A 23,230-nucleotide genomic window follows, 5' to 3' on the forward strand; every position below is an offset into this window, starting at 1 on the left:
TCTAGCAAGCAGATTATTCATAATAAATAGACAGGAGATAAGTGATGGCAAAACCGTTATTTTCAGGCAGTATTGTGGCATTACTCACGCCAATGATTGATGGCGAAATTAGTTTTGAAGACTTAAAAAAGCTCATTGAATTCCACATCAACGCAGGAACACATGCTATCGTTTTAGTCGGAACCACAGGTGAATCAACTACACTCACGATTGACGAGCAAGTCCGTTTAATTAAAAAAGGTGTAGAATATGCCGCAGGTCGTATTCCAATTATTGCAGGCACAGGTTCAAACTCAACGAATGAAGCCATTACCTTAACCAAATTACTTGGTGATAGCGGTGTTGCAGGTTGTTTGACCGTTGTGCCTTATTACAACAAGCCAACACAAGAAGGCATGTATCAGCATTTCAAAACCATCGCAGAAGCTTCTGATCTTCCACAAATTCTCTATAATGTCCCAAGTCGTACAGGGAGTGATTTGAAGCCAGAAACCGTAGCACGTTTAGCAAAAATTCCAAATATCGTTGGAATTAAAGAGGCAACTGGCGATGTCAGCCGTGTGAAACAAATTAAAGAGCTTGCGGGTGAGGATTTTATTTTCTTAAGTGGTGATGATGCGACAGGTCTAGAATCGATGAAACTCGGTGGGCAAGGTGTGATTTCTGTTACCAATAACCTAGCTGCTGCCGATATGGCGAAAATGTGCGAATTAGCCTTGGAAGGTAAATTTGAAGAAGCGGACGAAATCAATGAGCGTTTAATGGGGTTACACCATGATTTATTTATCGAAGGTAATCCAATTCCGGTAAAATGGGCAGCCTATAAAATAGGCTTGATTTCGCAACCAAGTTTACGTTTACCGTTGACACTTTTATCAGAAGAATCGCAGCCAAAAGTGCTTGCGGCATTACAAAAAGCAGGACTAGTTTAGCACTGAAAAAACAAAGCCCCGTTATCTCTAACGGGGCTTTGCAAATGTTGAAGAGAATCTAACCGCTTGCTATTCTCTAATGTGTTGTTGATAGGCTTGCAACGTATTTTGCATCAGCATTGCAACTGTCATCGGTCCAACTCCACCAGGTACAGGAGTAATAAAGCTGGCTTTTTGGCTTGCTATATCAAACTCAACATCGCCTACCAGTTTTCCATCAAGACGATTAATCCCCACATCAATTACAACAGCACCTTCTTTAACCCACTCACCTGATATAAACTGAGGTTTGCCAACAGCGACAACTAAAATATCGGCTTGACGAATATGTGAGGCTAAATCTTTAGTAAAACGATGAGTGACCGTGACGGTACAACCACCGAGTAATAACTCTAATGCCATTGGACGACCAACAATATTTGATGCTCCTACAATGACAGCATGCTTCCCATATAAGTCAATCCCCGTCGTTTCAAGCAATTTCATAACACCGTAAGGCGTGCAAGCTCGCAAAGTGGGAATGCGTTGGCACAGTCTTCCCACATTATAAGGATGGAAGCCATCGACATCTTTGTCTGGCTGAATTGCTTCAATCACTTTTGTCGTATCAATATGAGAAGGCAATGGTAGCTGTACTAAAATACCGTCTACGCTTTCGTCATGATTTAACTCATCAATCAATTTGAGTAACGCTTGTTCGCTAGTTTCTTGTGGTAAATCGAATGATTTTGACTGAATACCAATTTCAGCACAGCTTTTACGTTTACTGTTTACATAAACTTGTGAAGCAGCATCTGAACCTACCAAGATAACAGCTAGTCCTGGGCTTCGTTTCCCTTTTTCCTGATATTGTTTGATTTGCTGAGCGATCTCATCTTTGATTTGGCTTGAAAGGGCAGAACCTGAAATAATTTGGGCAGACATTGCAACTCCTAAGAAACGAAAACGTTTGCTATTTTCTCAAAAAAAGCGTGGTTTGATAAGTAAAATATCGTTTTAATGTTCAAAGAACAGACATTCAAAGCCTTGCTATATAAAAATGATTGACGATGTTTAAAAAGAAATTATAATGCTCCTATCTTTATCGGCGAGTAGCGCAGCTTGGTAGCGCAACTGGTTTGGGACCAGTGGGTCGTAGGTTCAAATCCTATCTCGCCGACCATTTCTTTTCATTTCAACATGATTCCTTACACTGCGCCCTTAGCTCAGCTGGATAGAGCAACGCCCTTCTAAGGCGTGGGTCAAAGGTTCGAATCCTTTAGGGCGTGCCATTAAACAACAGCAGTGACACTTATGAAAAAACACCACATTGAAACACTTATTTCTCGTGAAGATGTTCATCAACGTATTAAAGAATTAGGTAAAGAAATTAATCATTACTATCAGCATAATCACTGTGAGAGCCTCGTTGTTGTTGGGTTATTACGTGGTTCTTTTATGTTTATGGCTGATCTTGTTCGTGAATTACAATTGCCGATTGAGGTGGATTTTCTAACGGCGTCTAGCTATGGTTCAAGCACAGAATCAAGCCGAGATGTGAAGATCTTAAAAGATCTTGATGGGGAAATTCACGGCAAAGATGTATTAATTGTTGAAGATATTATTGATACAGGCTTTACCCTTGATAAAGTTCGTGAAATTTTGAAGTTACGTGATCCTCGTTCTGTGGCGATCTGTACTTTGCTTGATAAACCTTCTCGTCGTGAAGTTGATGTGCCGGTTGAGTGGATTGGTTTTGCCATTCCTGATGAATTTGTCGTAGGGTATGGAATTGATTATGCTCAACATTACCGCAATTTGGACTACATTGCCAAAGTTGTGATTGATGAGTAATTGCAACATTTTTTGAGAATCTGACCGCTTGTAGATTAGTTTTTATTACTAGGCTTAACTCTCTTTATGGGCATTAAAATACCGTTTGAAGAACACGTCAAACGGTATTTTTTATGGCTAAATATTGGGGTATTTAGGAAAGAACTGTTGGTTTGCCTAAAAGGTGAGCATATATGATCACCTTTTAATTAAGTGTGCTGTGATTAGAACTGATAACGCAACCCTAAATTCGCCGTTGTTCCACCAATTTCTTCATTTCTACCAATGTCTTGACTAATGTAAGCGGTCAGATCCAATGGAAGTTTTGCAAATTGGTAGTTTACGCCGGCTTGGAGGTTGAACCAGCTACGGTCAGTTTTGGGTAAAGCTACCTTGAACTGACTGCCATTCAAATGTACGCCAAGCTTCTGTTCTTTGTTTAACCAATCTTTGATCCAACGTGCAGAAATAAATGGTTGGAACCGATCGCCTTGGAAGCGATATTCTGCACCAATCCCTGTTTTGAGTTCGTTGTATTTTTGTTCTGCGAAGGCTAAACGAGTTGGTCCTATATGTTGCTCACCAAAGGCAGCAATTTTATTTTGGCTGTAGGTGATGTCGCTAATTGCAGCGATTACGTTATTGTTGAATCGCCATTCATAACCACCGAATACCGCAGCAGAAATAGTTGCACCATTTGTTTCGGCTTGTTGTGCATGATTAGCTGAACCTAATTTCACTGAACGTTGGGTTTTGTAATTGTTGCTACTGACTTGCACCCCTGTTCCAACCCACCATTTTGTAGCATCATAACGTAAAGTCGTGTTGAATGATTTTGTTTTGCTGTCAGCCGTAACGGTGCCTAGTTTGGCTTGTTGTTTTTGCTGACTCATTGTTGCACTAAGTTGCCATTCTGGAGTGAATTGGGCTTTTAAGCCAACAAAAGTCGCATTGCCATCATTTTGACGTTGATGTTGAGTAAATGCACTCACTGTGCGTTCTTCTTGCCGATGTAAACGGTTGCGGTTACTTTCGTTACGAGCGATATTTAATGCAAGATCATGATTATGCTCCGCCAAGCGGCTTAAAAGTACCATATCTTTTGGTGAGTTTAACGTGGTATAAATGTAATCCGCCATCACTTGGTGGGCGATAGTATTTGGGTGGAAGCTGTCTGCAAACAACATTTGATCTGCATTGGCTGCAGGCGTTGTACACGCTGTCGTTGTTGTCGTCTTACACGCAACACCAACGGTATTATTTAAGCCATAGGCGTCAGGGCGAGAGAGTAAATCCAAGAAAAGTGCATCTATATCTAAACGAACAACGTTGCCCCCCACATTATTGAGTGCCCTTGTGGTGTGGTCATTAAAGAGGGCCGTTGCTTTTGTAGCCTGTTCTGCCGCTTTTTGATATTCACTAATCAACATTTGTGTTGCGGTTTGTTGATCCATTTTAGCGGCAAGTGCTGATCCAAAAGCCCCTTGATATAAACCAGCCATAGTATTTTGGAGTGCCTCAATACGGGCTTGTTCAAACTCAGCAAGACTGTACTGGTTTGAGCTATTGAGCTTTCTTATGTTTTTATTAAACTCATTGAGAAATGCGTTTCCGAGTAGGCGTGCCATAAATTTAGGGACAGATTGTCCTGCCAGTTGTTTTAGTCTTTCTGCTGCAGAGTGACCAAACTTTTGAAATACTTCTGGGGTGTACAAGACATTTGGAACCGTGGGAAAAATTGCGGTATCTACGCCTGCTTGACGGAGCGTTGCCCATTGCATGGCACTGGCTGCTGCCGCTTCGGTTGTACCTGAAAGTACTTCACCAACAGGGTTGCTGCCGCTTAACGCTCGAGTGAGAATTGATGCCATATCATTACCGCCCACCCAAACAATGTGTAAGTCATTTGCATTCACACCTTTCGCGACATAATCTTGAATTTGTTTTTGCACGACGACATTGGGTTGATTGGTAGTGTGGGTACTATTTGTTCCTACGGCAACACCACCGCTATAAGCGTAGTTAGTACCTCCTTGACTTGATGATTGAATTTTACTGCCAAGCATTTGAGCTAACATTTCGTTATAGAGTGGATTTGCCACACCGTTGCGGTAATAGCTCGCTTTGTGTGCCCAATGTTGTTGACCAATATCGCTTAGACTATCGCCAAAGACGACAACATTCTGTGCCATGGTGGCCATACTGAACGTAGAAATAATAAGTACCAGTGTCGTTTTTTTCATTAGGTAGATTCTCCATTTAAAAATCGGAATACAAGCGATCACACCGTGCGTTAGGACTTTTTTGCTCAACCCCTGTCGAATTTTGCAAAAAAACAGTGAGAACTGACCGCTTGTAACTAAATTTTATCATTATAAAACAATTGGTTAGTTAAACTGGTTAGAGCAGTTGAGTAAGTTTGCTTTGTTTCGGTGTAAAAATCAGTGATAATCTCCCAATTCTTTTTTTGAGCCTATAATATGAAAAAACTCACAATTAACGATATTGCCCAGCTTAGTGGGGTAGGGAAGTCAACGGTTTCCCGTGTACTGAATAATGATCCTAACGTGAGTTCAGTAACGCGTGAAAAAGTGGAGAAAATCATTCGAGAGCAAGGCTTTCAGCCATCAAAATCTGCTCGGGCAATGCGTGGAGTGAAAAATCGGGCAGTGGGAATTATCGTCACACGTTTGACTTCCAGTGCGGAAAATCAAGCTTTGTCGGGTATTTTGCCGTTGTTATATGCCGAGCAGTGTGAGCCGATCATTGTAGAAAGTCAGTTTAAACCATCACTGGTGAAAGATCATCTCAAGTTTTTTCAAAAACGGGGAGTGGATGGCGTGATTTTATTTGCATTTTCCGAATTGGACGAAGCAATGCTAAACGGCTGGCAGCAAAAAATGGTGGTAATTGCACGGCGTTATCCGTCCATTTCATCGGTTTGTTACGACGATCATAAAGCGGTGACCATGTTGATGGAACGTTTGTATCAACAAGGGCACCGCCATATTCACTATTTGGGGGTGAAAGATGCCGACCAAACCACAGGTTTTACTCGTCACCAAGCTTACCTCCAGTTCTGCCAACAGTATAATTTACCCATTCGTTCTATTCAGGGCGAACTTGGCTACGATTGGGCGTATCGCAATGTACAAGCGGTCATTTCCGAACCAATTTCTGCAATTGTATGTGCCACCGATACGCAAGCAATTGGCGTGGTCAAATATTTACAAGAGCAACAACGCAGTGATATTCAAGTCTGTGGCGTGGGTAACAATCCGCTGCTGCATTTCCTATTTCCGAATGTGATCAGTGTCGATCTCGGCTTTTCTGCAGTGGGTGATTTTGTTGTGGATCAACTCTTTGTATTGCTAAAAGGTGAGCCGATTCAACATACTGTAGTCGCCTGTCAATTAAGCTAAAATGTGCTGATTTGAGCAAAATTATGAATTATGTTAAGATATTTGCTCAAATTATTTCATTTTAGGAGAAAATCACGTTTTGTTAAAAACTCTTCAAACTCACTCTTCCTTCAATCCTTTCGTTATTTTCAGCACCTTATTGCTAGTTATCTTGTTAATTTGCGCTACGATTTTGATACCAGACAGCACTGAAGCTGTGTTAGATTGGGCGAAGCTCGCTATTTTTGAGCATTTTAGTTGGTTTTATATTCTAGCCTTTTCAGTTTTTCTTTGTTTTTTGATTATTTTGTCCCTAAGCCGCTTTGGTCATATCAAACTCGGCTCAAACGAAGAAACCCCCGAGTTCTCATTTTTATCATGGTTGGCAATGCTTTTCGCTGCAGGAATGGGCGTTGGTTTAATGTTCTTTGGTGTTGCAGAGCCACTGACTCACTATCATTCAGAAATTACTACAGGTATTGCCGAGCAACGTGAACAACAAGCATTGTTACATACGTTATTTCATTGGGGGATTCACGCTTGGGCTGTGTACGGTGTGATTGCTCTTGCATTAGCCTATTTTGGTTTTCGCTATAAATTACCATTGGCTTTGCGTTCGTGTTTTTACCCCCTATTCAAAGAGAGAATTAACGGTAAATTAGGCGATGCGATTGATATTATGGCATTGGTGGCGACGCTCTTTGGGATCATTACAACCCTAGGATTTGGATCAACGCAGCTCAGTGCGGGGCTTGTTCAGCTAGGGTGGTTCTCCGAGAATCGTTTTAGTGTGCAAGTTGGCATTATTGTAGTCGTGATGAGCCTTGCGGTTTTTTCAGCCATCTCAGGTGTTGGCAAAGGCGTGAAACGTTTGAGCGAACTCAATTTAGGACTGGCATTGAGTCTATTACTATTTGTGCTGTTGGCAGGCCCAACGCTATATTTGCTGTCGGCCTTTAGCGATAATTTAGGCACATATTTAACGAATTTACTTGAGCTCAGTTTTAAAACTTATATTTATGAACAAGAACATACTGCTTGGTTTACGGGATGGACAGTACTTTATTGGGCGTGGTGGTGTTCTTGGGCCCCTTTTGTTGGTTTGTTTATTGCCCGTATTTCACGGGGAAGAACTATTCGAGAGTTTATTTTCGGTGTCTTGGCTATTCCAAGCCTATTTTGTATTTTATGGTTTACGGTGTTTGGAAATAGTGCGATTTGGCTAGAGCAGCAAGAGGTGGGCAGTTTATCGCAATTTACGTCATCACCTGAAACGCTACTTTTCCGTTTTCTGGATCTTTTCCCTTTTTCTAGCTTGACGAGTGTAGTCGCTTTAGTGGTTATTTCACTGTTTTTCATTACATCAGCGGATTCGGGCATTTATGTGTTAAACAATATCGCTTCAAGAGATAAAGGCGTTGCTTCTCCTAAGTGGCAAGCGGCTATGTGGGGGGGATTGATGTCGTGCGTAGCCATTGTATTACTGCATATGGGCGGATTAGCCTCCTTACAAACGATGACGTTAATCGCAGCATTACCTTTTGCGCTCTTAATGTTACTGATGTGTGTCAGTTTATGGAAAGGGCTGAGTGCCGATCAGAAATATTTTGCGGCAAAAGTGACGCCAACCAGCATTTTTTGGACAGGCGATTCTTGGAAGGCTCGCTTGGATCAAATGCTAAATCAAACTCAAGAACGAGATGTCATCAAATTTTTAAAACATAAAGCATTACCAGCAATGCGAGAGTTGCGACAAGAGCTAGTCAATATTCATAATTTGAATGTAGACGTGATTGCACATTTGGAGCAAGAGCCTGCGGTCGAAATTCAGATCAAAAAAGAGACAATGCGAGATTTTATTTATGGAATTAAATCCGTTCGCCGAGAAGTGTCCGATCAACTGATTAATGATGAAAATCTGCCCCATATTCAGCACGCCAATACCTATGAACCGATCACCTATTTTTTCGATGGGCGGGCAGGCTACGATGTGCAATATATGACCAAAAATGAACTGATTGCCGATATTTTAAAACAGTATGAACGCTACCTTGGTTTATTGGACGATGTCGGGCAGGAATTGATGTCTCACGAGCAGATTGAATTAGCCGAATAGTAAAATATCGTACGGAACCGACCGCTTGCAAGCGGCCAGTTCCGTCTAATTTTTTGCAAATTTATTTATTCCAAGGCATTTTCGCCAGTAGGCGAGCCATCCCGCAGAACCCTGTGACACCAGCAAAAACTAATCCCGCCCCAACAAAAGCCGATAACACATAAAATCCTGAGTGAACAACGCTGCCTAAAAGTACACCGAGTAAGACTAATGATCCTGCTGCGATCTGTACTTGTCGCATTAAATCAATGGGTTGGGAGCGATCAAGTACGGTTTCTAAACCTGCTTGTTTCCAGCCGTCAATTCCCTTTTCAAGTAAAAAAGCTTCGCAGCCATTCTGTTTTGCCAGTTCAGCTAATTGTGCTTCAGCCTGTTTAGTACGCATACCTGATTTGCAATGGAAAATTAACGTGGTATTGGGTGCAATATTAAGCAACCCAATGGTTTGAATTTTGGATAAAGGAAGCGAAATTGCCCCTTGAATATGTTCACGGCGATGTTCAACATCTTCACGAATGTCAATTAATTGTGCACCTTGAGCACATTTTTCTTGAGTGATTTGAACAGTGATTGTTTGCATTATGGTCTCCTTATTATCGTCATTGAGCTCACAAAATGAGCGGTATTACTCACAAGAGTCTCAAGTATTTTGCAACCATTTGCGGTGAGTAATTTGCGAACAATTGTAATCGAATCTATTTAAATACCAACAAAAAACGCATTATTTTTCAGTTTTGTGATCTATGTCACATTTTTTGTTTTGTTTTTGGGAACGTTCCCATTGATTGATTTTTAGACCGCACTATAATACGCAGCAATTTTATCCAACCGAAAGAGGCTATTTATGGCGAAAAAAATTGATCCAGCCAATGTAAGCAAACTGATTGAATTACTTGGTGGCAAAGAGAATATTGCAACCTTAACGCACTGTATTACCCGTTTGCGTTTTGTGTTGAATGACGAAAGTAAAATTGACGGAAAAGCGATTGAAGAATTGCCAATGGTGAAAGCCAATTTCTCAACGGGTGGTCAGTATCAAGTGGTGATCGGTCAGGAAGTGGGCGATTATTACAAACTGGTGCTTGAGCAAGCAGGGCTTGAAGGTGGTGTGAGTAAAGATCAAGTGAAAGCCGCAGCTCGCCAGAACCAAAAATGGTACGAAGTGGCGATTTCACATATGGCGGATATTTTTATTCCACTGTTGCCTGCGTTGATTTCAGGAGGTTTGATTTTAGGTTTCCGCAACGTCATTGGTGACATCAAAATGTTCGAAGAAGGCACCAAAACGTTGGTTGAAATTAGCAGCTTCTGGGCAAGTATGCATTCGTTCTTATGGTTAATTGGCGAAGCCATTTTCTTCTTCTTACCTGTAGGGATTTGTTGGTCGATTGCACGTAAAATGAATACCTCTCAAATTTTAGGGATTGTACTTGGTGTCACCTTAGTTTCTGCTCAATTAATGAACTCCTATGCACTAGGTTCACAAACGCCAGAAGTGTGGGATTTTGGTTTCTTTTCTATTGAGAAAGTTGGCTACCAAGCTCAAGTGATCCCTGCGATTATGGCTGGTTTAACCCTGTCTTATATCGAGCGTTTCTTAAATAAAATCGTGCCAGATTTCTTAAATTTAATCATTGTGCCAGTCACTTCTATCATCTTAGCGGTGTTCTTAGCTCATGCGATTATCGGTCCGATCGGTCGTGAAATCGGCAACGGCGTCGCATTTGTAGTGAAAGCTGCCATGACGGGCGATTTCGCGCCAATCGGTGCGGCGTTATTCGGTTTCTTATATGCCCCGCTTGTCGTGACAGGTGTACACCAAACGACACTGGCTATTGATTTCCAAATGATCGGCAGTATCGGCGGTACCCCAGTATGGGCATTAATCGCCCTTTCAAACATCGCCCAAGCGTCTGCAGTCGTTGCTATTTTGATTATGACGAAGAAAACCAAAGTGCGTGAAGTGGCAGTGCCTGCGGCATTATCGGCTTACTTAGGCGTGACTGAGCCAGCGATGTATGGGATCAACTTGAAATACCGCTTCCCAATGCTTTGTGCGATGATTGGTTCTGCTTCTGCCGCATTGGTTTGTGGCTTTGCAGGCGTATTAGCAAGCAGCGTGGGGGTAGGTGGTTTACCAGGTATTTTGTCAATCCAACATCAATACTGGGGCGTGTTTGCGATTGCAATGTTAGTCGCAATTGTTGTGCCAATCATCTTAACTATGGTTGTGTATAAACGCAAAATGATGAAAGGCGAGATTGAGTAATTTTTACTCCCTTCCCTGAGTTAGGGAAGGGAATTTTTATTTTAGAGGAAAGTAAAATGAATAATCCAAATTGGTGGAAAAACGGAGTAATTTATCAAATCTACCCAAAATCTTTCCAAGACACCACAGACAGTGGCACGGGTGATATTCAGGGGATTATCAAACGTTTAGACTACTTACAGGAACTTGGAGTGGATGGGCTTTGGATCACACCGATGTACGTTTCGCCACAAATTGATAATGGCTACGACATCGCCAACTATCGCGACATCGATCCAAGCTACGGCACAATGGCAGACTTCGAACAGCTCATCGCCGAAGCCCACAAACGTAATATCAAAATCGTGATGGATATGGTATTCAACCACAGCTCCACTTTCCACCAATGGTTCGTGGAAGGCGAAGATCCAGCCAGCCCGTATCACGACTACTACATTTGGTGTGAAGAGCCAACTAACTGGCAATCAAAATTCGGCGGTTCAGCGTGGAAATGGTCGGACAAAGCAGGTAAATATTACCTGCATTTATTCGCCACTGAACAGGCTGATCTCAATTGGGAAAACCCTAAATTACGGTCAGAGTTATTTGAGATTTGCAAATTTTGGGCAGAGAAAGGGATTGATGGCTTGCGGTTAGACGTGGTGAATTTGATCTCCAAACCTGAAAAATTTGAAGACGATTTTGAAGGCGATGGTCGCCGTTTCTATACGGATGGTCCAAAAATTCACGAGTATTTACAACTTCTCAATCAAAACGCCTTAACCCCATACGGCTTAATGACCGTGGGCGAAATGTCGTCGACCAAGCTCGAACATTGCCAACGCTATGCTAATTTAGACGGCACGGAATTGTCGATGACTTTCAACTTCCACCATTTAAAAGTAGATTATCCAAACGGCGAAAAATGGACACATGCCAAGCCTGATTTTGTTGAGCTAAAATCGATTTTTAACTACTGGCAGCAAGGAATGCACGGCAAAGCGTGGAATGCCTTGTTCTGGTGTAATCACGACCAGCCACGTATTGTTTCTCGCTTTGGCGATGAAGGTGAACTTCGCACTGTTTCCGCCAAAATGTTGGCGATGGTGCTCCACGGAATGCAAGGCACACCATACATTTACCAAGGTGAAGAAATTGGAATGACCAACCCAAATTTCACGTCAATTGAAGAATATCGTGACGTAGAAAGCCTAAATGCTTACCAAATTTTGAGTGACAAGCGGTTAGATCCAGCAAAAATTTTGCAAATCCTTGCCCAAAAATCCCGTGACAACAGCCGTACCCCAATGCAGTGGGATGCCAGTGAAAACGCAGGTTTTAGCCAAGGCAAACCGTGGATTGATGTGGCGAAAAATTACCGTGAAATCAATGCTGAACAAGCGGTTGCTGACAAAAATTCGGTGTTCTACACTTACCAAACGCTGATCAAATTGCGTAAAGAATTAGCGATTTTCACTGACGGCGATTACCACGATCTTGCCCCACAAGCGGCACATTTGTGGGCGTATCAACGCTCAACTGCGGACGAAAAATTGTTAGTGGTAGCGAATTTGAATGGTGAGTCGCAAGCTTTTACCTTGCCAGCAGAATGGCAAAAGGTGAATGAACATCTGTTGCTGAATAACTATGACAGTGTAGAAATGGATGACGAAAAGCTGATGTTGAAACCGTACCAAGCGGTCTATTTGTTCCAATATTTTGCAAAAAATTAAGCGGAACTCACCGCTTGTATGACAAAAAATGCTCCCAATGGGGAGCATTTTTTTTGGATCAATGTGGCTATTGAGTCGCTTGGATTGCAGTAAGTGCAATGGTGTAAACAATATCATCGACTAACGCACCGCGGGAAAGGTCGTTTACTGGCTTACGCATACCTTGTAGCATTGGGCCGATTGAAACGAGATCTGCGGAGCGTTGTACCGCTTTATAAGTAGTGTTACCCGTGTTCAAGTCAGGGAAAATGAAGACGGTTGCCTTACCAGCCACTGGTGAGTTCGGTGCTTTAGAGCGAGCTACGTCTTCCATAATAGCCGCATCGTATTGCAATGGACCATCAATCATCAGATCTGGACGTTTTTCTTTCGCAATGCGAGTAGCTTCCGCTACTTTCTCAACGTCTGCACCAGAGCCAGATGTACCCGTGGAGTAAGAGATCATCGCAACACGTGGGTCGATACCGAACGATTTTGCAGAATCGGCGGATTGAATCGCAATTTCAGCAAGTTGCTCTGCGGTTGGATCGGGGTTTACCGCACAGTCGCCGTACACAAGCACTTGGTCTGGTAATAACATAAAGAAGATAGATGAAACAATTGAGCTACCCGGTGCAGTTTTGATGATCTGCATTGGTGGGCGAATCGTGTTTGCAGTGGTGTGCACTGCACCAGATACCAAGCCATCGACTTCATCCGCTTCTAACATCATTGTGCCAAGCACTACGTTGTCTTCAAGCTGTTCACGAGCAACAACTTCCGTCATTCCTTTGTTTTTACGCAATTCGACTAAGCGCTCAACATATTTTTCACGCACAGTTACAGGATCAATGATCGTAATGCCTTTGCCTAATTGTACGCCTTGTGCTTCTGCGACACGTTGCACTTCATCAGGGTTAGCAAGCAAGATACATTCTGCAATGCCACGTTCTGCACAAAGGGCCGCGGCTTTAACGGTACGTGGCTCATCACCTTCTGGCAACACAATACGTTTTTTCGCCGCACGTGCAAACTCGGTTAATTGATAGCGGAAGGCGGCTGGAGATAAACGTCTTGCACGCACCGCACCTGATGAGAGATTGTCGATAAAGGTACTGTCAATTTGTGACGAGGTGTATTCTTTAATTGCCGCAATACGCTCTTTGTCGTCTACTGGCACTTCAAGGCTGAAGCTCTGTAGGCTGAGTGATGTTTGCCATGTGTTGCCTTCGCTGCGGAAAATCGGTAAACCAGTTTCAAATGCACGTTGGCAAAGTTTAGCGATTTGCGAGTCAATTTTGTAGCCGCCTGTGAGCAATAATGCCCCTAACTCTACGCCATTCATCGCTGCAAGTGCGGCAGCCACTAGCACATCTGGGCGGTCAGCAGAGGTCACTAACAAGCTACCTGCTTTGAAGTGATCGACCATATTCGGTAGGCTTCTTGCACAGAAAGTCACACCACGAATACGGCGGGAGTGAATTTCGCCTTCGTTGATAATCGCTGCTTGTAAATGTTTTGCAAGGTCAATTGCACGGGTTGCGATCAATTCAGCATTCCATGGAATGCACGCCAACAGTTTGATTGGACTTTGGCTGAATAGACGTTCCACCTCGTTGGTGTTGTTTGAACTGTGGTGGAATGAATCGAAGATTTCGGTTAAATCTGGACGAGTGCGGCCACTTTCATCCACAGGTGCATTGAATTTGTTGATGATGACACCAAGCAAGTTCGGGTTATGGCGACCACCAAATTCTGATGCCGCGGCTTCCACACGCTCTTTCAATTCTGCTGGTTTATCAGAACCTGGTGCAGCAACAAGTACGATTTCGGCATCTAAGGTCTGAGCCATATCATAGTTGATACTATTCGCATAAGAGTTTTTACGTGTAGGAATTAAGCCTTCAATGATAACGATTTCACAGTTTTTGGCTAATTGTTGATGACGCTCAACAATTTTCTCAAGCAAGACATCAGATTGGTTTTTGGCAATCAAGGCTTCTGCGGCACTTAACATAAACGGTTCACCCGTTTCAGTTGTTTGTGCTGCTCGAATGATCGATGTCGTGCGGTCTAACGTATCTTCACCGCTGATTGGTTGTGCGATGGGTTTTAAGAAACCAACTTTTGCCCCTTTTTGTTCAAGGGCATGAACTAAACCGAGACTGACACTGGTTAAACCAACGCCAGTTGTGGTTGGGATTAGAATAATCGTTCTTGACATAGTATGTTCCATTAACTGAAAAACCTGCCAAACGGCAGGTTTAGAATTATAACGCTAATTTCGCCGTATCTTGTGCGATCACTAATTCTTCATTAGTTGGGATCACAAACGCACGGTAAGTAGAATCTGCTGCAGTGATCTCGCCGGATTTACCGAAACGAGCGGCTAAGTTTTTCTCGCTATCTACTTTAATACCGAATAATTTCAAGTAGTTTAAAGTTAATTCACGTACTGGTGCAGAGTTCTCACCGATACCGCCAGTGAAAACAAGAGCATCTAAGTCACCAATAACCGCCATATAGGAACCGATGTATTTCGCTAAGCGATAGCAGAACACGTCCATTGCACGTTTAGCTTCTGGCTTGCTGCTATAGTTATCTTCAGAATAACGGCAATCGCTAGTGACTTCGGTTAAACCAAGTAAACCTGATTTTTTCACTAATGTTTCTTCGATCTCTTTCACAGACATCCCTAAGGTATTGTGCATAAAGAAGATAATCGCAGGGTCTAAGTCGCCTGAACGTGTACCCATCACTAAGCCTTCAAGTGGGGTAAAACCCATTGATGTGTCGATACATTCACCATTACGAATGGCTGCTACAGAGGCACCATTACCCAAGTGGCAAGTGATGACATTAACTTTATTGGCTTCAACACCTAATTCTTTAGCCGCTTCACGACTGACATAGTAGTGGCTCGTACCGTGCATACCATAACGACGAATGCCATGATCTTGATAAAGTGAATATGGAAGGGCATATAAATATGCTTTTTCAGGCATGGTTTGGTGGAAGGCGGTATCGAATACCACAACGTTTTTCTCTTTCAATTCTGGGAAGGCTTTGAAGGCTTCTTCAATACCAATTAAGTGTGCTGGGTTGTGGAGTGGAGCAAATGCAGCGGCTTCTTTAATACCGTCGATTACTTCAGGAGTTACGATAGTTGATGAGGTATATTTTTCACCACCGTGAACGATACGGTGACCGATAGCTCCAATGCTGTCTTTTAATTCAGCACTTAAAATATTGCTAACAATATAATTCAATGCTTCACTGTGAGCGGCACCAGCACCTAAGTCTGCAGCACCTTTCTCACCGTTTAATTTCCATTTAATACGAGCATCTTCAAGGTTGAAGTTTTCCGCTAAACCAGATAGTTTTTCATCACCAGATACAGGATCTAAAATTGCAAATTTAAGTGATGAGCTACCACAGTTTAGAATAAGAACTAAATTTTTAGACATAATTGACATACCTAAGTTGAGTTTAACAGACAGGTTCAAATGAACCTAAACCGGCATAGGATACACCTTTTGCCTTTTAAAATAAATTGCAAAGAATATAAAAGGTTGAAATGGGTTAAGAATTGGACAAGGTTTGTTAAATTTGCGAAAAGAAGACGTATTAAGTTATCAAATTTGCTTGGAACAAGCGGATAGATCCAAGCAAAACTTTGTATAACATAATATAAACCGTGACATCGTCTCGTTATTGTCTCGCCAAGCGAGCGTTCTCAGCAATTTGTTCAAAATTGGAACGAAACGGATTGATGTCTAAACCTCCACGGCGGGTATAACGGGCATATACCGTCAATTTTTCGGGAGATGCGAACTGCATGAGATCACAGAAGATCCGCTCAACACATTGTTCGTGAAATTCGTTGTGTTGGCGGAAAGAGACTAAATATCGCAAAAGTTTTTCCTGATCTAACCGCTTGCCGACGTAATGAATTTGTACACTTCCCCAATCGGGCTGTTGAGTAATTAAACAGTTTGATTTGAGTAAGTGGCTAACCAAATATTCTTCAACCACTTCACCGCTGGCACAGTTGGTCAAAATGTTGGGGTTGAAAGCATAATCATGAATTTCAATATCTTGCTGATCAATACAAGTGCCTTTAAAGGTCGCAATAGCGTGTTGATAATAATGATCCAGTGTATTGAGTTGAACGCTAACTTTGCCTTTTGCACATTGCTGTAAGTCGTTTTCAATGGTTTGGCGAACCGTTTCAAGATCGGCAAATTTTGTTTGATTAAAACTATTTAAATACAGTTTAAAACTTTTCGATTCAATCAAATTTTCACTTTGAAAATCTAATTTCACATCAGCTATTGCCACTTGCGGCACACCTTTATCATTCAGCCATGAAATTTCGTAAGCAGTCCATAAATCGACGCCTATGGAGAAAGGTTGATGGTGAGTAATACCTAGCTGATCGCGGTTTAATTGGCGAGGGACGCCTTGTAAGAGTGACGCATCATAATGTTCGGCATACTGAGTTTGTTGTCCGAGTTTTAAGACGTTAAGGCTTTGGTGTTGATAAGTCATGTAGTTTTCCTTTAGGTCAATACAAGCGGTCAGATCCTCGCAATAATTTGCAAATTTAGCCTGATCTTAAGCCGCTTGTGGGGCAGGTATTCTAAATCATTTTGAACAGTCAGAACAATTTTCCTATTTTGGCGATATAATCCCGCAATCGCTTTTATATTTTATAGATTATGCAAAACCAGATTTTTAGTGTTAGTCAGCTGAACTATTCCGTTCGCCACCAATTAGAAGCAGAATTTGGACACATTTGGCTCGTGGGTGAAATTTCTAACTTCAGCCAACCTGTTTCAGGACATTGGTATTTGACCTTAAAAGATGAACATGCCCAAGTGCGTTGTGCAATGTTTCGTATGAAGAACCAGCGAGTCAATTTTCAGCCAAAAAATGGAATGCAAGTACTGGTTCGTGCTGGCGTGAGTTTGTATGAACCACGGGGTGACTATCAAGTCATCATTGAATCTATGCAACCTGCAGGCGATGGTTTATTACAGCAGCAGTTTGAACAGCTCAAAGGCAAACTTGCTGCCGAAGGGCTGTTTGCTCAAGAACACAAAAAGCCATTACCATCCTTTGTCAAACGGATTGGTATCATCACGTCATCAAGTGGTGCAGCATTGCAAGATATGTTACAGATTTTACAGCGGCGTGATCCGAGTTTGCAGATTGTAATTTATCCAACAATGGTGCAAGGTAAAGAAGCGACTCAAGATATTGTCACAATGATTCAGCTTGCCAACCTTCGCAGGGAATGCGATGTGTTGATTGTTGGGCGAGGCGGTGGTTCGCTTGAAGATCTGTGGTGTTTTAATGAAGAATCCGTTGCTCGAGCTATTTATCATTCTCAAATCCCGATTATTAGTGCAGTAGGACATGAAACTGATGTGACAATTGCAGATTTTGTGGCGGATTTACGTGCACCAACACCTTCGGCAGCAGCTGAATTAGTCAGCCGTGATCAACAAGATTTGATGCGTCGCTTGCAACATCAACTGGATAGAGCAAGCCTTGCATTTGATCGCATATGGTCTGAAAAAGTCAATCATTTTAGCCACTTAACCACTCGACTCAATGCACAACATCCTGCTCGCCAGTTACCACAGTTGTCCCAAACATTGAATCAATCACATCAACGATTGCAACGAGCGATAACGAACTTACTTTTTTATCATTCACGTCAGATTCAGCAGCTGTCACAACGGCTTAACACTCAACACCCACAGCGAAATCTTGAGCGACAACGGCAACAGTTATTGGCATTACATAAACGAGCGGCACAACAAATTGAGCAAATTCAACGACGTAAACAGCAACGTTGGCAAGCAGCTGATCAGCGTTTACGGCTAAACCCTTTGCCACATCAGCTTTCCCAACTGCAACAACATTGGCAGCATTTAACTCAACGTGCCAATTATGCCATGGATAAGCAATTGTCTGAACAGCAGCAAATTTTCCAACAGCTTTGTGTGCGGTTAGAGACATTGAGCCCATTAAAAGTACTGTCGAGAGGCTATTCTGTGACAAGCAATGAGACCGGCAATACGGTGGTGAATATTGCACAGGTCAAAGTGGGAGAGCAGATCCGTACTCGCTTGGCAGAAGGTGAAATTGTGAGTGAGGTGTTGGAGATCCACTCACGACAAGCGGTCAGATCCGCCTCATAATTTGCAAAACGTAACACGAAAAAGACCGCTTGTAGGCGGTCTTTGATTTTTTAATCGATGATTTCAATTTCGGTATTGACGTTCAGTCCCCGAACAAGTTGAGAGCCTTTTCTAGCTCGTTCGCCGCGGTAGTTGGCGATGTCTTCAGGTTTCAAGGTAATTTTGCGTCTGCCTGAGGTGAAGACCAACGAACTGGTTGGGCGAATGGTGAGTAGTTTCGCTAACAATTCAGTGCCTGTTTTGGCTGCGGCGGACGAGATGTTGATGATTTTGTTGCCCTTACCTTTGGAGAGTGTTGGTAAGTCACTGACTGGGAACACCAACATTCTACCGACGCTGCTCATTGCCACCAACAAATTTTCTTCGTTTTCGTCCAACAGTTGCGGCGGTAACACTTTGGCATTGTCGGTGAGAGAAATGACTGCTTTGCCCGCTTTGTTGCGAGAGACCAAATCTTCAAATTGGCAAATGAAGCCGTAGCCAGAATCCGATGCCATCAGCACTTTGCGATTTTCTTCCGCCATCAGTACAAATTGCACCGTTGCCCCTTCAGGTAACGCCAGTTTGGTAGTGATTGGTTCGCCTTGGGAACGGGCGTTTGGGAGCGACAGCGGATCAACGGCATAGCAACGCCCTGTGTTGTCGATAAACACCACTGGCTGATTGCTTTTGCCGTGGGCGTGGGCAAGATAACCATCGCCCGCTTTGTAATTTAGTTCTTGCACGTTGATATCGTGCCCTTTGGCACAACGTACCCAGCCTTTTTCTGACAAAATTACCGTAACTGGTTCGGTTGGGGTGAGTTCACTCTCAGCAATCGCTTTTGCTTCGGCACGCTCCACCAATGGTGAGCGGCGTGGGCTGGCAAAGGTTTTTGCGTCTGCCTGAATTTCTTGTTTGATCAGATTATTCAGTTTGCGTTCAGAGCCGAGAATGCCTTGTAAATAGTGCTTCTCATCTTCCAATTTCTGCTGTTCAGCACGCAGTTGATGTTCTTCCAATTTCGCCAAATGACGTAACCGCAAATTCAAAATCGCTTCCGCTTGGATTTCACTTAAGTTGAAACGGCGGATCAACTCCGCTTTTGGATCGTCTTCGTTGCGAATAATCTCAATCACTTCATCAATATTCAAAAAGGCGATGTGCAAGCCGGATAAAATATGCAAGCGGCTGAGAATTTTATCCAAACGGAAATTCAAACGGCGAGTGACGGTGCTGCGGCGAAATTCGAGCCATTCGGTCAGAATGGTTAGCAGGTTTTTCACTGCTGGTTTGCCGTCTAAGCCGATCATATTCATATTGACCCGATAACTTTTTTCCAAATCGCTGGTAGCGAAAAGATGATCCATCAGTTGCTGATTATCGGCACGTTTTTTGGTATCGAGCACAATACGAATTGGGTTTTCGTGATCGGATTCATCACGAATATCGTCCACCATCGGCAATTTTTTATTTCGCATTTGGGTGGCGATTTGTTCGATGATTTTTGATGGTGATGCTTGATGCGGTAGGGCAGTGATGACGATTTTATCGTCTTCTTTATGCCACACCGCCCGCATTTTGATCGAGCCTTTGCCCTGTTCGTAAATTTTGGCGATGTCCGTTTTGGGGGTGATGATCTCCGCTTCTGTTGGATAGTCTGGGCCTTGTACAATTTCAAGTAAATCCGCTAAACAAGCGGTTGGATTCTCTAAAAGTTTTACACTTGCTTCGGCTAACTCATTGATATTATGGGGAGGAATGTCAGTCGCCATTCCCACGGCGATCCCTGTGGTGCCGTTGAGCAAAATATGCGGTAAGCGAGCAGGTAAGTATTTTGGCTCTTCTAAGGAACCGTCAAAATTCGGCTGGAAATCCACCGTGCCTTGCCCGAGTTCGCCCAGCAATAATTCTGCCATTTTTGACAGCTTAGATTCGGTATAACGCATGGCGGCGAAGGATTTCGGATCATCGGGTGCCCCCCAGTTGCCTTGCCCGTCAATCAATGGATAGCGGTAGGAAAACGGCTGTGCCATCAGCACCATCGCTTCGTAGCAGGCACTGTCGCCGTGTGGGTGGAATTTACCCAGCACATCACCGACGGTGCGAGCTGATTTTTTGTATTTGGCGGACGCATTCAGACCGAGTTCTGACATCGCATACACAATGCGGCGTTGTACAGGTTTCAAGCCATCGCCGATAAACGGCAAAGCACGATCCATAATGACATACATTGAATAGTTGAGATAAGCGTCTTCCGTAAAACGCTTGATTGGCATCTGCTCAATGCCTTCGTAGTTCAGTTCGGGGGTTTTGATTGTCATTGGTTTATTATTGAAATATCAATTCTGCCCCCGTAAGAGCGGGGGCAGAATGGTGTAACTGTATTTTTATAGAGTATATTTTCGCTTATTTTCAGAGGTTTGTCTAAACTAAATTTTCCGCACAAAGAGCATTGTGATAAGCGACATTATACATAACGCAATTGCCAGCAACCACGTGCTGTGATAACCAAAATGTCTAGCAACCAAACCTGCGAATGGACCAGCGATCACCCAGCTCGCGGAGCCTGTGTTGGTAAACAAAGTGGTGGCGGTGCCCATTTTGTAAGGCATTAAATCTTGGAAATAGAGCATACCGATTGACGCAAAAATGCCGATAAACAAACCGTTGAATAGTTGAATAGCGATGAGTTGCCATTCCGTTTGGGCGAATGTCAGCCCGATGTAGTAGCAAACGCCAGAGACAATACTAATTAGCATCAAGGTTTTCTTGCTGACAAAACGGGTGCAGTAGCCTGCGATCAGCATGACGGGGATTTCAATCCCTGCGGCAGTACCCATCATAATCCCAGCCAAGCGCTCAGGAAGTGCGAGGTCTTTGCTAATGTAAATCGGCATATTGATAAACATCATCGCATTGCATACGTTGAGCAGCAAGCAGCTAATGCAGAGCAGAATCACGGCGTTGCGGTTGCTGACTATCCCTTCTTCTCGTAATTCAGGATTTGCAAAACGTTGAGCGGAACTGACCGCTTGCGGTAGCATCAAGAGCACGATAATGATGGAGATCGCAAAAATCGTTGCCGAGGCGGCATACATAAACGTAAAGCCAAGTTGATCAGCCAAGAAATAGGCAAGTGGCGGACCGACAATCCACGACAGTGAAAGTTGTGCCCGCAGCACACTGTTAAACATGGTGCTATCTCGTTTTTGGCTCTCGCTATATTCACGCGACAGGGCAAACAACTGCGAACCTGCCGATGAGCCCAAGCCAAAAATCAGTGTGCCTAAAATCAGCAGTAGATAATAATCACGATTGAAAGCGAATAGCAGACAGCCGAGCATCTGCATGACACAGCTGATAGCAATAATCCGTTTGCGGTTTGGGTAGCGATCGGAATAGTGAGCAACAATTTGGCTTATCACCATGGCACCGAGTGAGTTGATCGAATAAAACAGCCCGACCATCAGCGGATCATCGGTGACTTCTTTGTGCAGATAAACGGTCAGCGCGGGAATACGTAACGCACTGGCAAGGCCTGTCATAAAAATGACCATCAAAAACGCTGCCGAAGCCGAAGTGAGCAGTTTGCGGGAAATGTTGGTATCTAGGGGCGTGAGAGGTTGCATAGGATAGTCTTGTGCAATGAAAATGGGTATTATAGCTTAGGGCTGATGCCTTAGGTTAGCAATAATTCAGCACCGTTGGTACGGTTTAAAAATAAAAAGAGCAACGATGTTGCTCAATAATATATTACCTAGGGCATTAGCCCTAGGTGATATGAAACGCTATTTATTTTTTCTTCGCATATTTGAGCGAGTCAATCGCTACAGCGAAGATGATAATGCTACCTTTAATGATGTATTGCCAGTATGGGTTTACGCCGATGTAGGTTAAGCCGTAGTTGATGACGGTGAAGATCAACACCCCAGTTACTACGCCGATAACAGTACCCACACCACCTGCGAAGGAAACGCCGCCTACCACACAAGCCGCAATTGCATCAAGTTCATACATAAAGCCTAAGTTGTTGGTGGCTGAGCCGATACGACCTGCTTCGAGCATACCGCCGAAGCCGTAGAACATCCCTGCAATCATATAGATAATCACTAAGTTGCGAGCGACGTTTACGCCTGAAACACGGGCCGCTTCTGGGTTACCGCCGATAGCAAAGATGTTTTTACCGAAACGGGTTTTGTTCCACATAATCCACACTAAAATCGCAGCAATGGCGGCGTAAATTGTGATGTAAGAGAGATTAAACGAGCCGATGCGGAAGAAACCTTGGGCAAAGGTAGAGAAGCTGTCGTTAAAGCCAGCGATTGGTGATGAACCCACGGCATCATAGTAGAGTGAGTTGATACCATATACGATGATCATCGTCCCCATTGTGGCAATGAATGGTGTTACGTTGAGATAAGCAATGACCAAACCATTGATCAAGCCGATTACTGCACCTACCGCACAAACGACCAAAATCACCACGGGAATTGGAATTTCGCTTAAGTTCGGGAACACTCGGTTCATATTGTCCATGGCTTGTAATAAGGTCGCAGAAATGACTGCTGCAAGACCAACTTGGCGGCCTGCGGATAAGTCCGTACCTTGTGTTACTAGCAAGCCTGCGACACCAAGTGCGATGATCAAGCGGACAGACGATTGCGTTAAAATGTTACTGAAATTGCGTAAACTTAAGAAACTAGGATCTTGGGCGATGATAATCACCAATAGAACCAGTAGCACAAAGTAAATCGCATTTTGTTTGAGAAAATCCAAAGATTTATTTTGTTGAAGTGCAGACATAATTCATTTCCT

Annotated in this window: 16 protein-coding genes and 2 tRNA genes; 9 read left to right on the forward strand and 9 right to left on the reverse strand. The window is 43.3% G+C overall.

Annotation, left to right across the window (positions count from 1 at the left end; genetic code table 11):
• The first annotated feature begins 44 nt into the window (after window positions 1-44).
• The gene (dapA, locus tag A4G17_RS07065) at window positions 45-932 is read left to right on the forward strand and encodes a 4-hydroxy-tetrahydrodipicolinate synthase (RefSeq protein ID WP_123956272.1); all 888 of its coding nucleotides are present in this window, start codon (window positions 45-47) and stop codon (window positions 930-932) included.
• A 69-nt stretch (window positions 933-1,001) separates the two neighbouring features.
• Here the strand turns inward: dapA and folD are convergent, their stop codons facing one another.
• Window positions 1,002-1,856: a bifunctional methylenetetrahydrofolate dehydrogenase/methenyltetrahydrofolate cyclohydrolase FolD gene (gene folD, locus A4G17_RS07070; RefSeq protein ID WP_123956271.1), complete on the reverse strand. Its 855-nt coding sequence runs from the start codon at window positions 1,854-1,856 to the stop codon at window positions 1,002-1,004.
• Between the two features lie 161 nt (window positions 1,857-2,017).
• Here folD and A4G17_RS07075 point away from each other — a divergent pair.
• From A4G17_RS07075 to hpt, 3 genes are all read left to right on the forward strand, one after another.
• Window positions 2,018-2,094, forward strand: a tRNA-Pro gene (locus tag A4G17_RS07075).
• A 32-nt stretch (window positions 2,095-2,126) separates the two neighbouring features.
• Window positions 2,127-2,203: transfer RNA gene (locus A4G17_RS07080), tRNA-Arg, on the forward strand.
• Window positions 2,204-2,225: 22 nt separating this feature from the next.
• On the forward strand, window positions 2,226-2,765 hold the full coding sequence (gene hpt / locus A4G17_RS07085) for a hypoxanthine phosphoribosyltransferase (RefSeq protein WP_123956270.1): 540 nt from the start codon (window positions 2,226-2,228) through the stop codon (window positions 2,763-2,765).
• Between the two features lie 203 nt (window positions 2,766-2,968).
• Here hpt and A4G17_RS07090 read toward each other — a convergent pair whose 3' ends face one another.
• Window positions 2,969-4,987 carry an autotransporter domain-containing protein gene (locus tag A4G17_RS07090; protein ID WP_123956269.1) on the reverse strand — a complete coding sequence of 673 codons (2,019 nt, stop codon included), beginning with the start codon at window positions 4,985-4,987 and terminating at the stop codon, window positions 2,969-2,971.
• A 237-nt stretch (window positions 4,988-5,224) separates the two neighbouring features.
• On the opposite strand from A4G17_RS07090, the gene treR reads away from it, so the two are divergent.
• Together treR and A4G17_RS07100 are read left to right on the forward strand one after the other, a co-directional pair.
• The gene (gene treR, locus A4G17_RS07095; RefSeq protein ID WP_123956268.1) at window positions 5,225-6,166 is read left to right on the forward strand and encodes a trehalose operon repressor TreR; all 942 of its coding nucleotides are present in this window, start codon (window positions 5,225-5,227) and stop codon (window positions 6,164-6,166) included.
• 79 nt (window positions 6,167-6,245) lie between these two features.
• A complete protein-coding gene (locus A4G17_RS07100; protein WP_123956267.1) occupies window positions 6,246-8,261 on the forward strand; it encodes a BCCT family transporter in 2,016 nt (671 codons plus the stop codon).
• 61 nt (window positions 8,262-8,322) lie between these two features.
• Here the strand turns inward: A4G17_RS07100 and A4G17_RS07105 are convergent, their stop codons facing one another.
• Window positions 8,323-8,841, reverse strand: a complete 519-nt coding sequence (locus tag A4G17_RS07105) for a rhodanese family protein (protein WP_123956266.1) — start codon at window positions 8,839-8,841, stop codon at window positions 8,323-8,325.
• A 264-nt stretch (window positions 8,842-9,105) separates the two neighbouring features.
• Between A4G17_RS07105 and treB the strand changes: the two genes are divergently transcribed.
• Together treB and treC are read left to right on the forward strand one after the other, a co-directional pair.
• Window positions 9,106-10,530: a PTS trehalose transporter subunit IIBC gene (gene treB, locus A4G17_RS07110; protein ID WP_123956265.1), complete on the forward strand. Its 1,425-nt coding sequence runs from the start codon at window positions 9,106-9,108 to the stop codon at window positions 10,528-10,530.
• 56 nt (window positions 10,531-10,586) lie between these two features.
• On the forward strand, window positions 10,587-12,242 hold the full coding sequence (gene treC, locus A4G17_RS07115; protein WP_123956264.1) for an alpha,alpha-phosphotrehalase: 1,656 nt from the start codon (window positions 10,587-10,589) through the stop codon (window positions 12,240-12,242).
• 67 nt (window positions 12,243-12,309) lie between these two features.
• Here the strand turns inward: treC and pta are convergent, their stop codons facing one another.
• The 3 genes from pta to queF all read right to left on the reverse strand — a co-directional run bounded on the left by pta (window position 12,310) and on the right by queF (window position 16,772).
• A complete protein-coding gene (gene pta, locus A4G17_RS07120) occupies window positions 12,310-14,445 on the reverse strand; it encodes a phosphate acetyltransferase (protein ID WP_123956263.1) in 2,136 nt (711 codons plus the stop codon).
• Window positions 14,446-14,491: 46 nt separating this feature from the next.
• Window positions 14,492-15,688 (reverse strand): acetate kinase, encoded by a 1,197-nt coding sequence (locus A4G17_RS07125; protein ID WP_123956262.1) that lies wholly within the window; start codon window positions 15,686-15,688, stop codon window positions 14,492-14,494.
• 244 nt (window positions 15,689-15,932) lie between these two features.
• Entirely contained in the window at window positions 15,933-16,772 is an 840-nt protein-coding gene (queF, locus tag A4G17_RS07130) for an NADPH-dependent 7-cyano-7-deazaguanine reductase QueF (RefSeq protein ID WP_123956261.1), read from the reverse strand.
• 170 nt (window positions 16,773-16,942) lie between these two features.
• Here queF and xseA point away from each other — a divergent pair, with 170 nt between their 5' ends.
• Entirely contained in the window at window positions 16,943-18,433 is a 1,491-nt protein-coding gene (xseA, locus tag A4G17_RS07135) for an exodeoxyribonuclease VII large subunit (protein ID WP_123956260.1), read from the forward strand.
• A gap of 50 nt (window positions 18,434-18,483) precedes the next feature.
• Here xseA and parC read toward each other — a convergent pair whose 3' ends face one another.
• From parC to mglC, 3 genes are all read right to left on the reverse strand, one after another.
• Window positions 18,484-20,736, reverse strand: a complete 2,253-nt coding sequence (gene parC, locus A4G17_RS07140; protein WP_236940994.1) for a DNA topoisomerase IV subunit A — start codon at window positions 20,734-20,736, stop codon at window positions 18,484-18,486.
• A gap of 108 nt (window positions 20,737-20,844) precedes the next feature.
• Window positions 20,845-22,044: a sugar efflux transporter gene (locus A4G17_RS07145; protein ID WP_123956259.1), complete on the reverse strand. Its 1,200-nt coding sequence runs from the start codon at window positions 22,042-22,044 to the stop codon at window positions 20,845-20,847.
• A gap of 163 nt (window positions 22,045-22,207) precedes the next feature.
• Window positions 22,208-23,218 (reverse strand): galactose/methyl galactoside ABC transporter permease MglC, encoded by a 1,011-nt coding sequence (mglC, locus tag A4G17_RS07150; protein ID WP_123956258.1) that lies wholly within the window; start codon window positions 23,216-23,218, stop codon window positions 22,208-22,210.
• Between the last annotated feature and the right edge of the window lie 12 nt (window positions 23,219-23,230).

It is taken from the genome of Frederiksenia canicola (genome assembly GCF_011455495.1).
In the GTDB taxonomy this organism is placed as follows: Bacteria; Pseudomonadota; Gammaproteobacteria; order Enterobacterales; family Pasteurellaceae; genus Frederiksenia; species Frederiksenia canicola.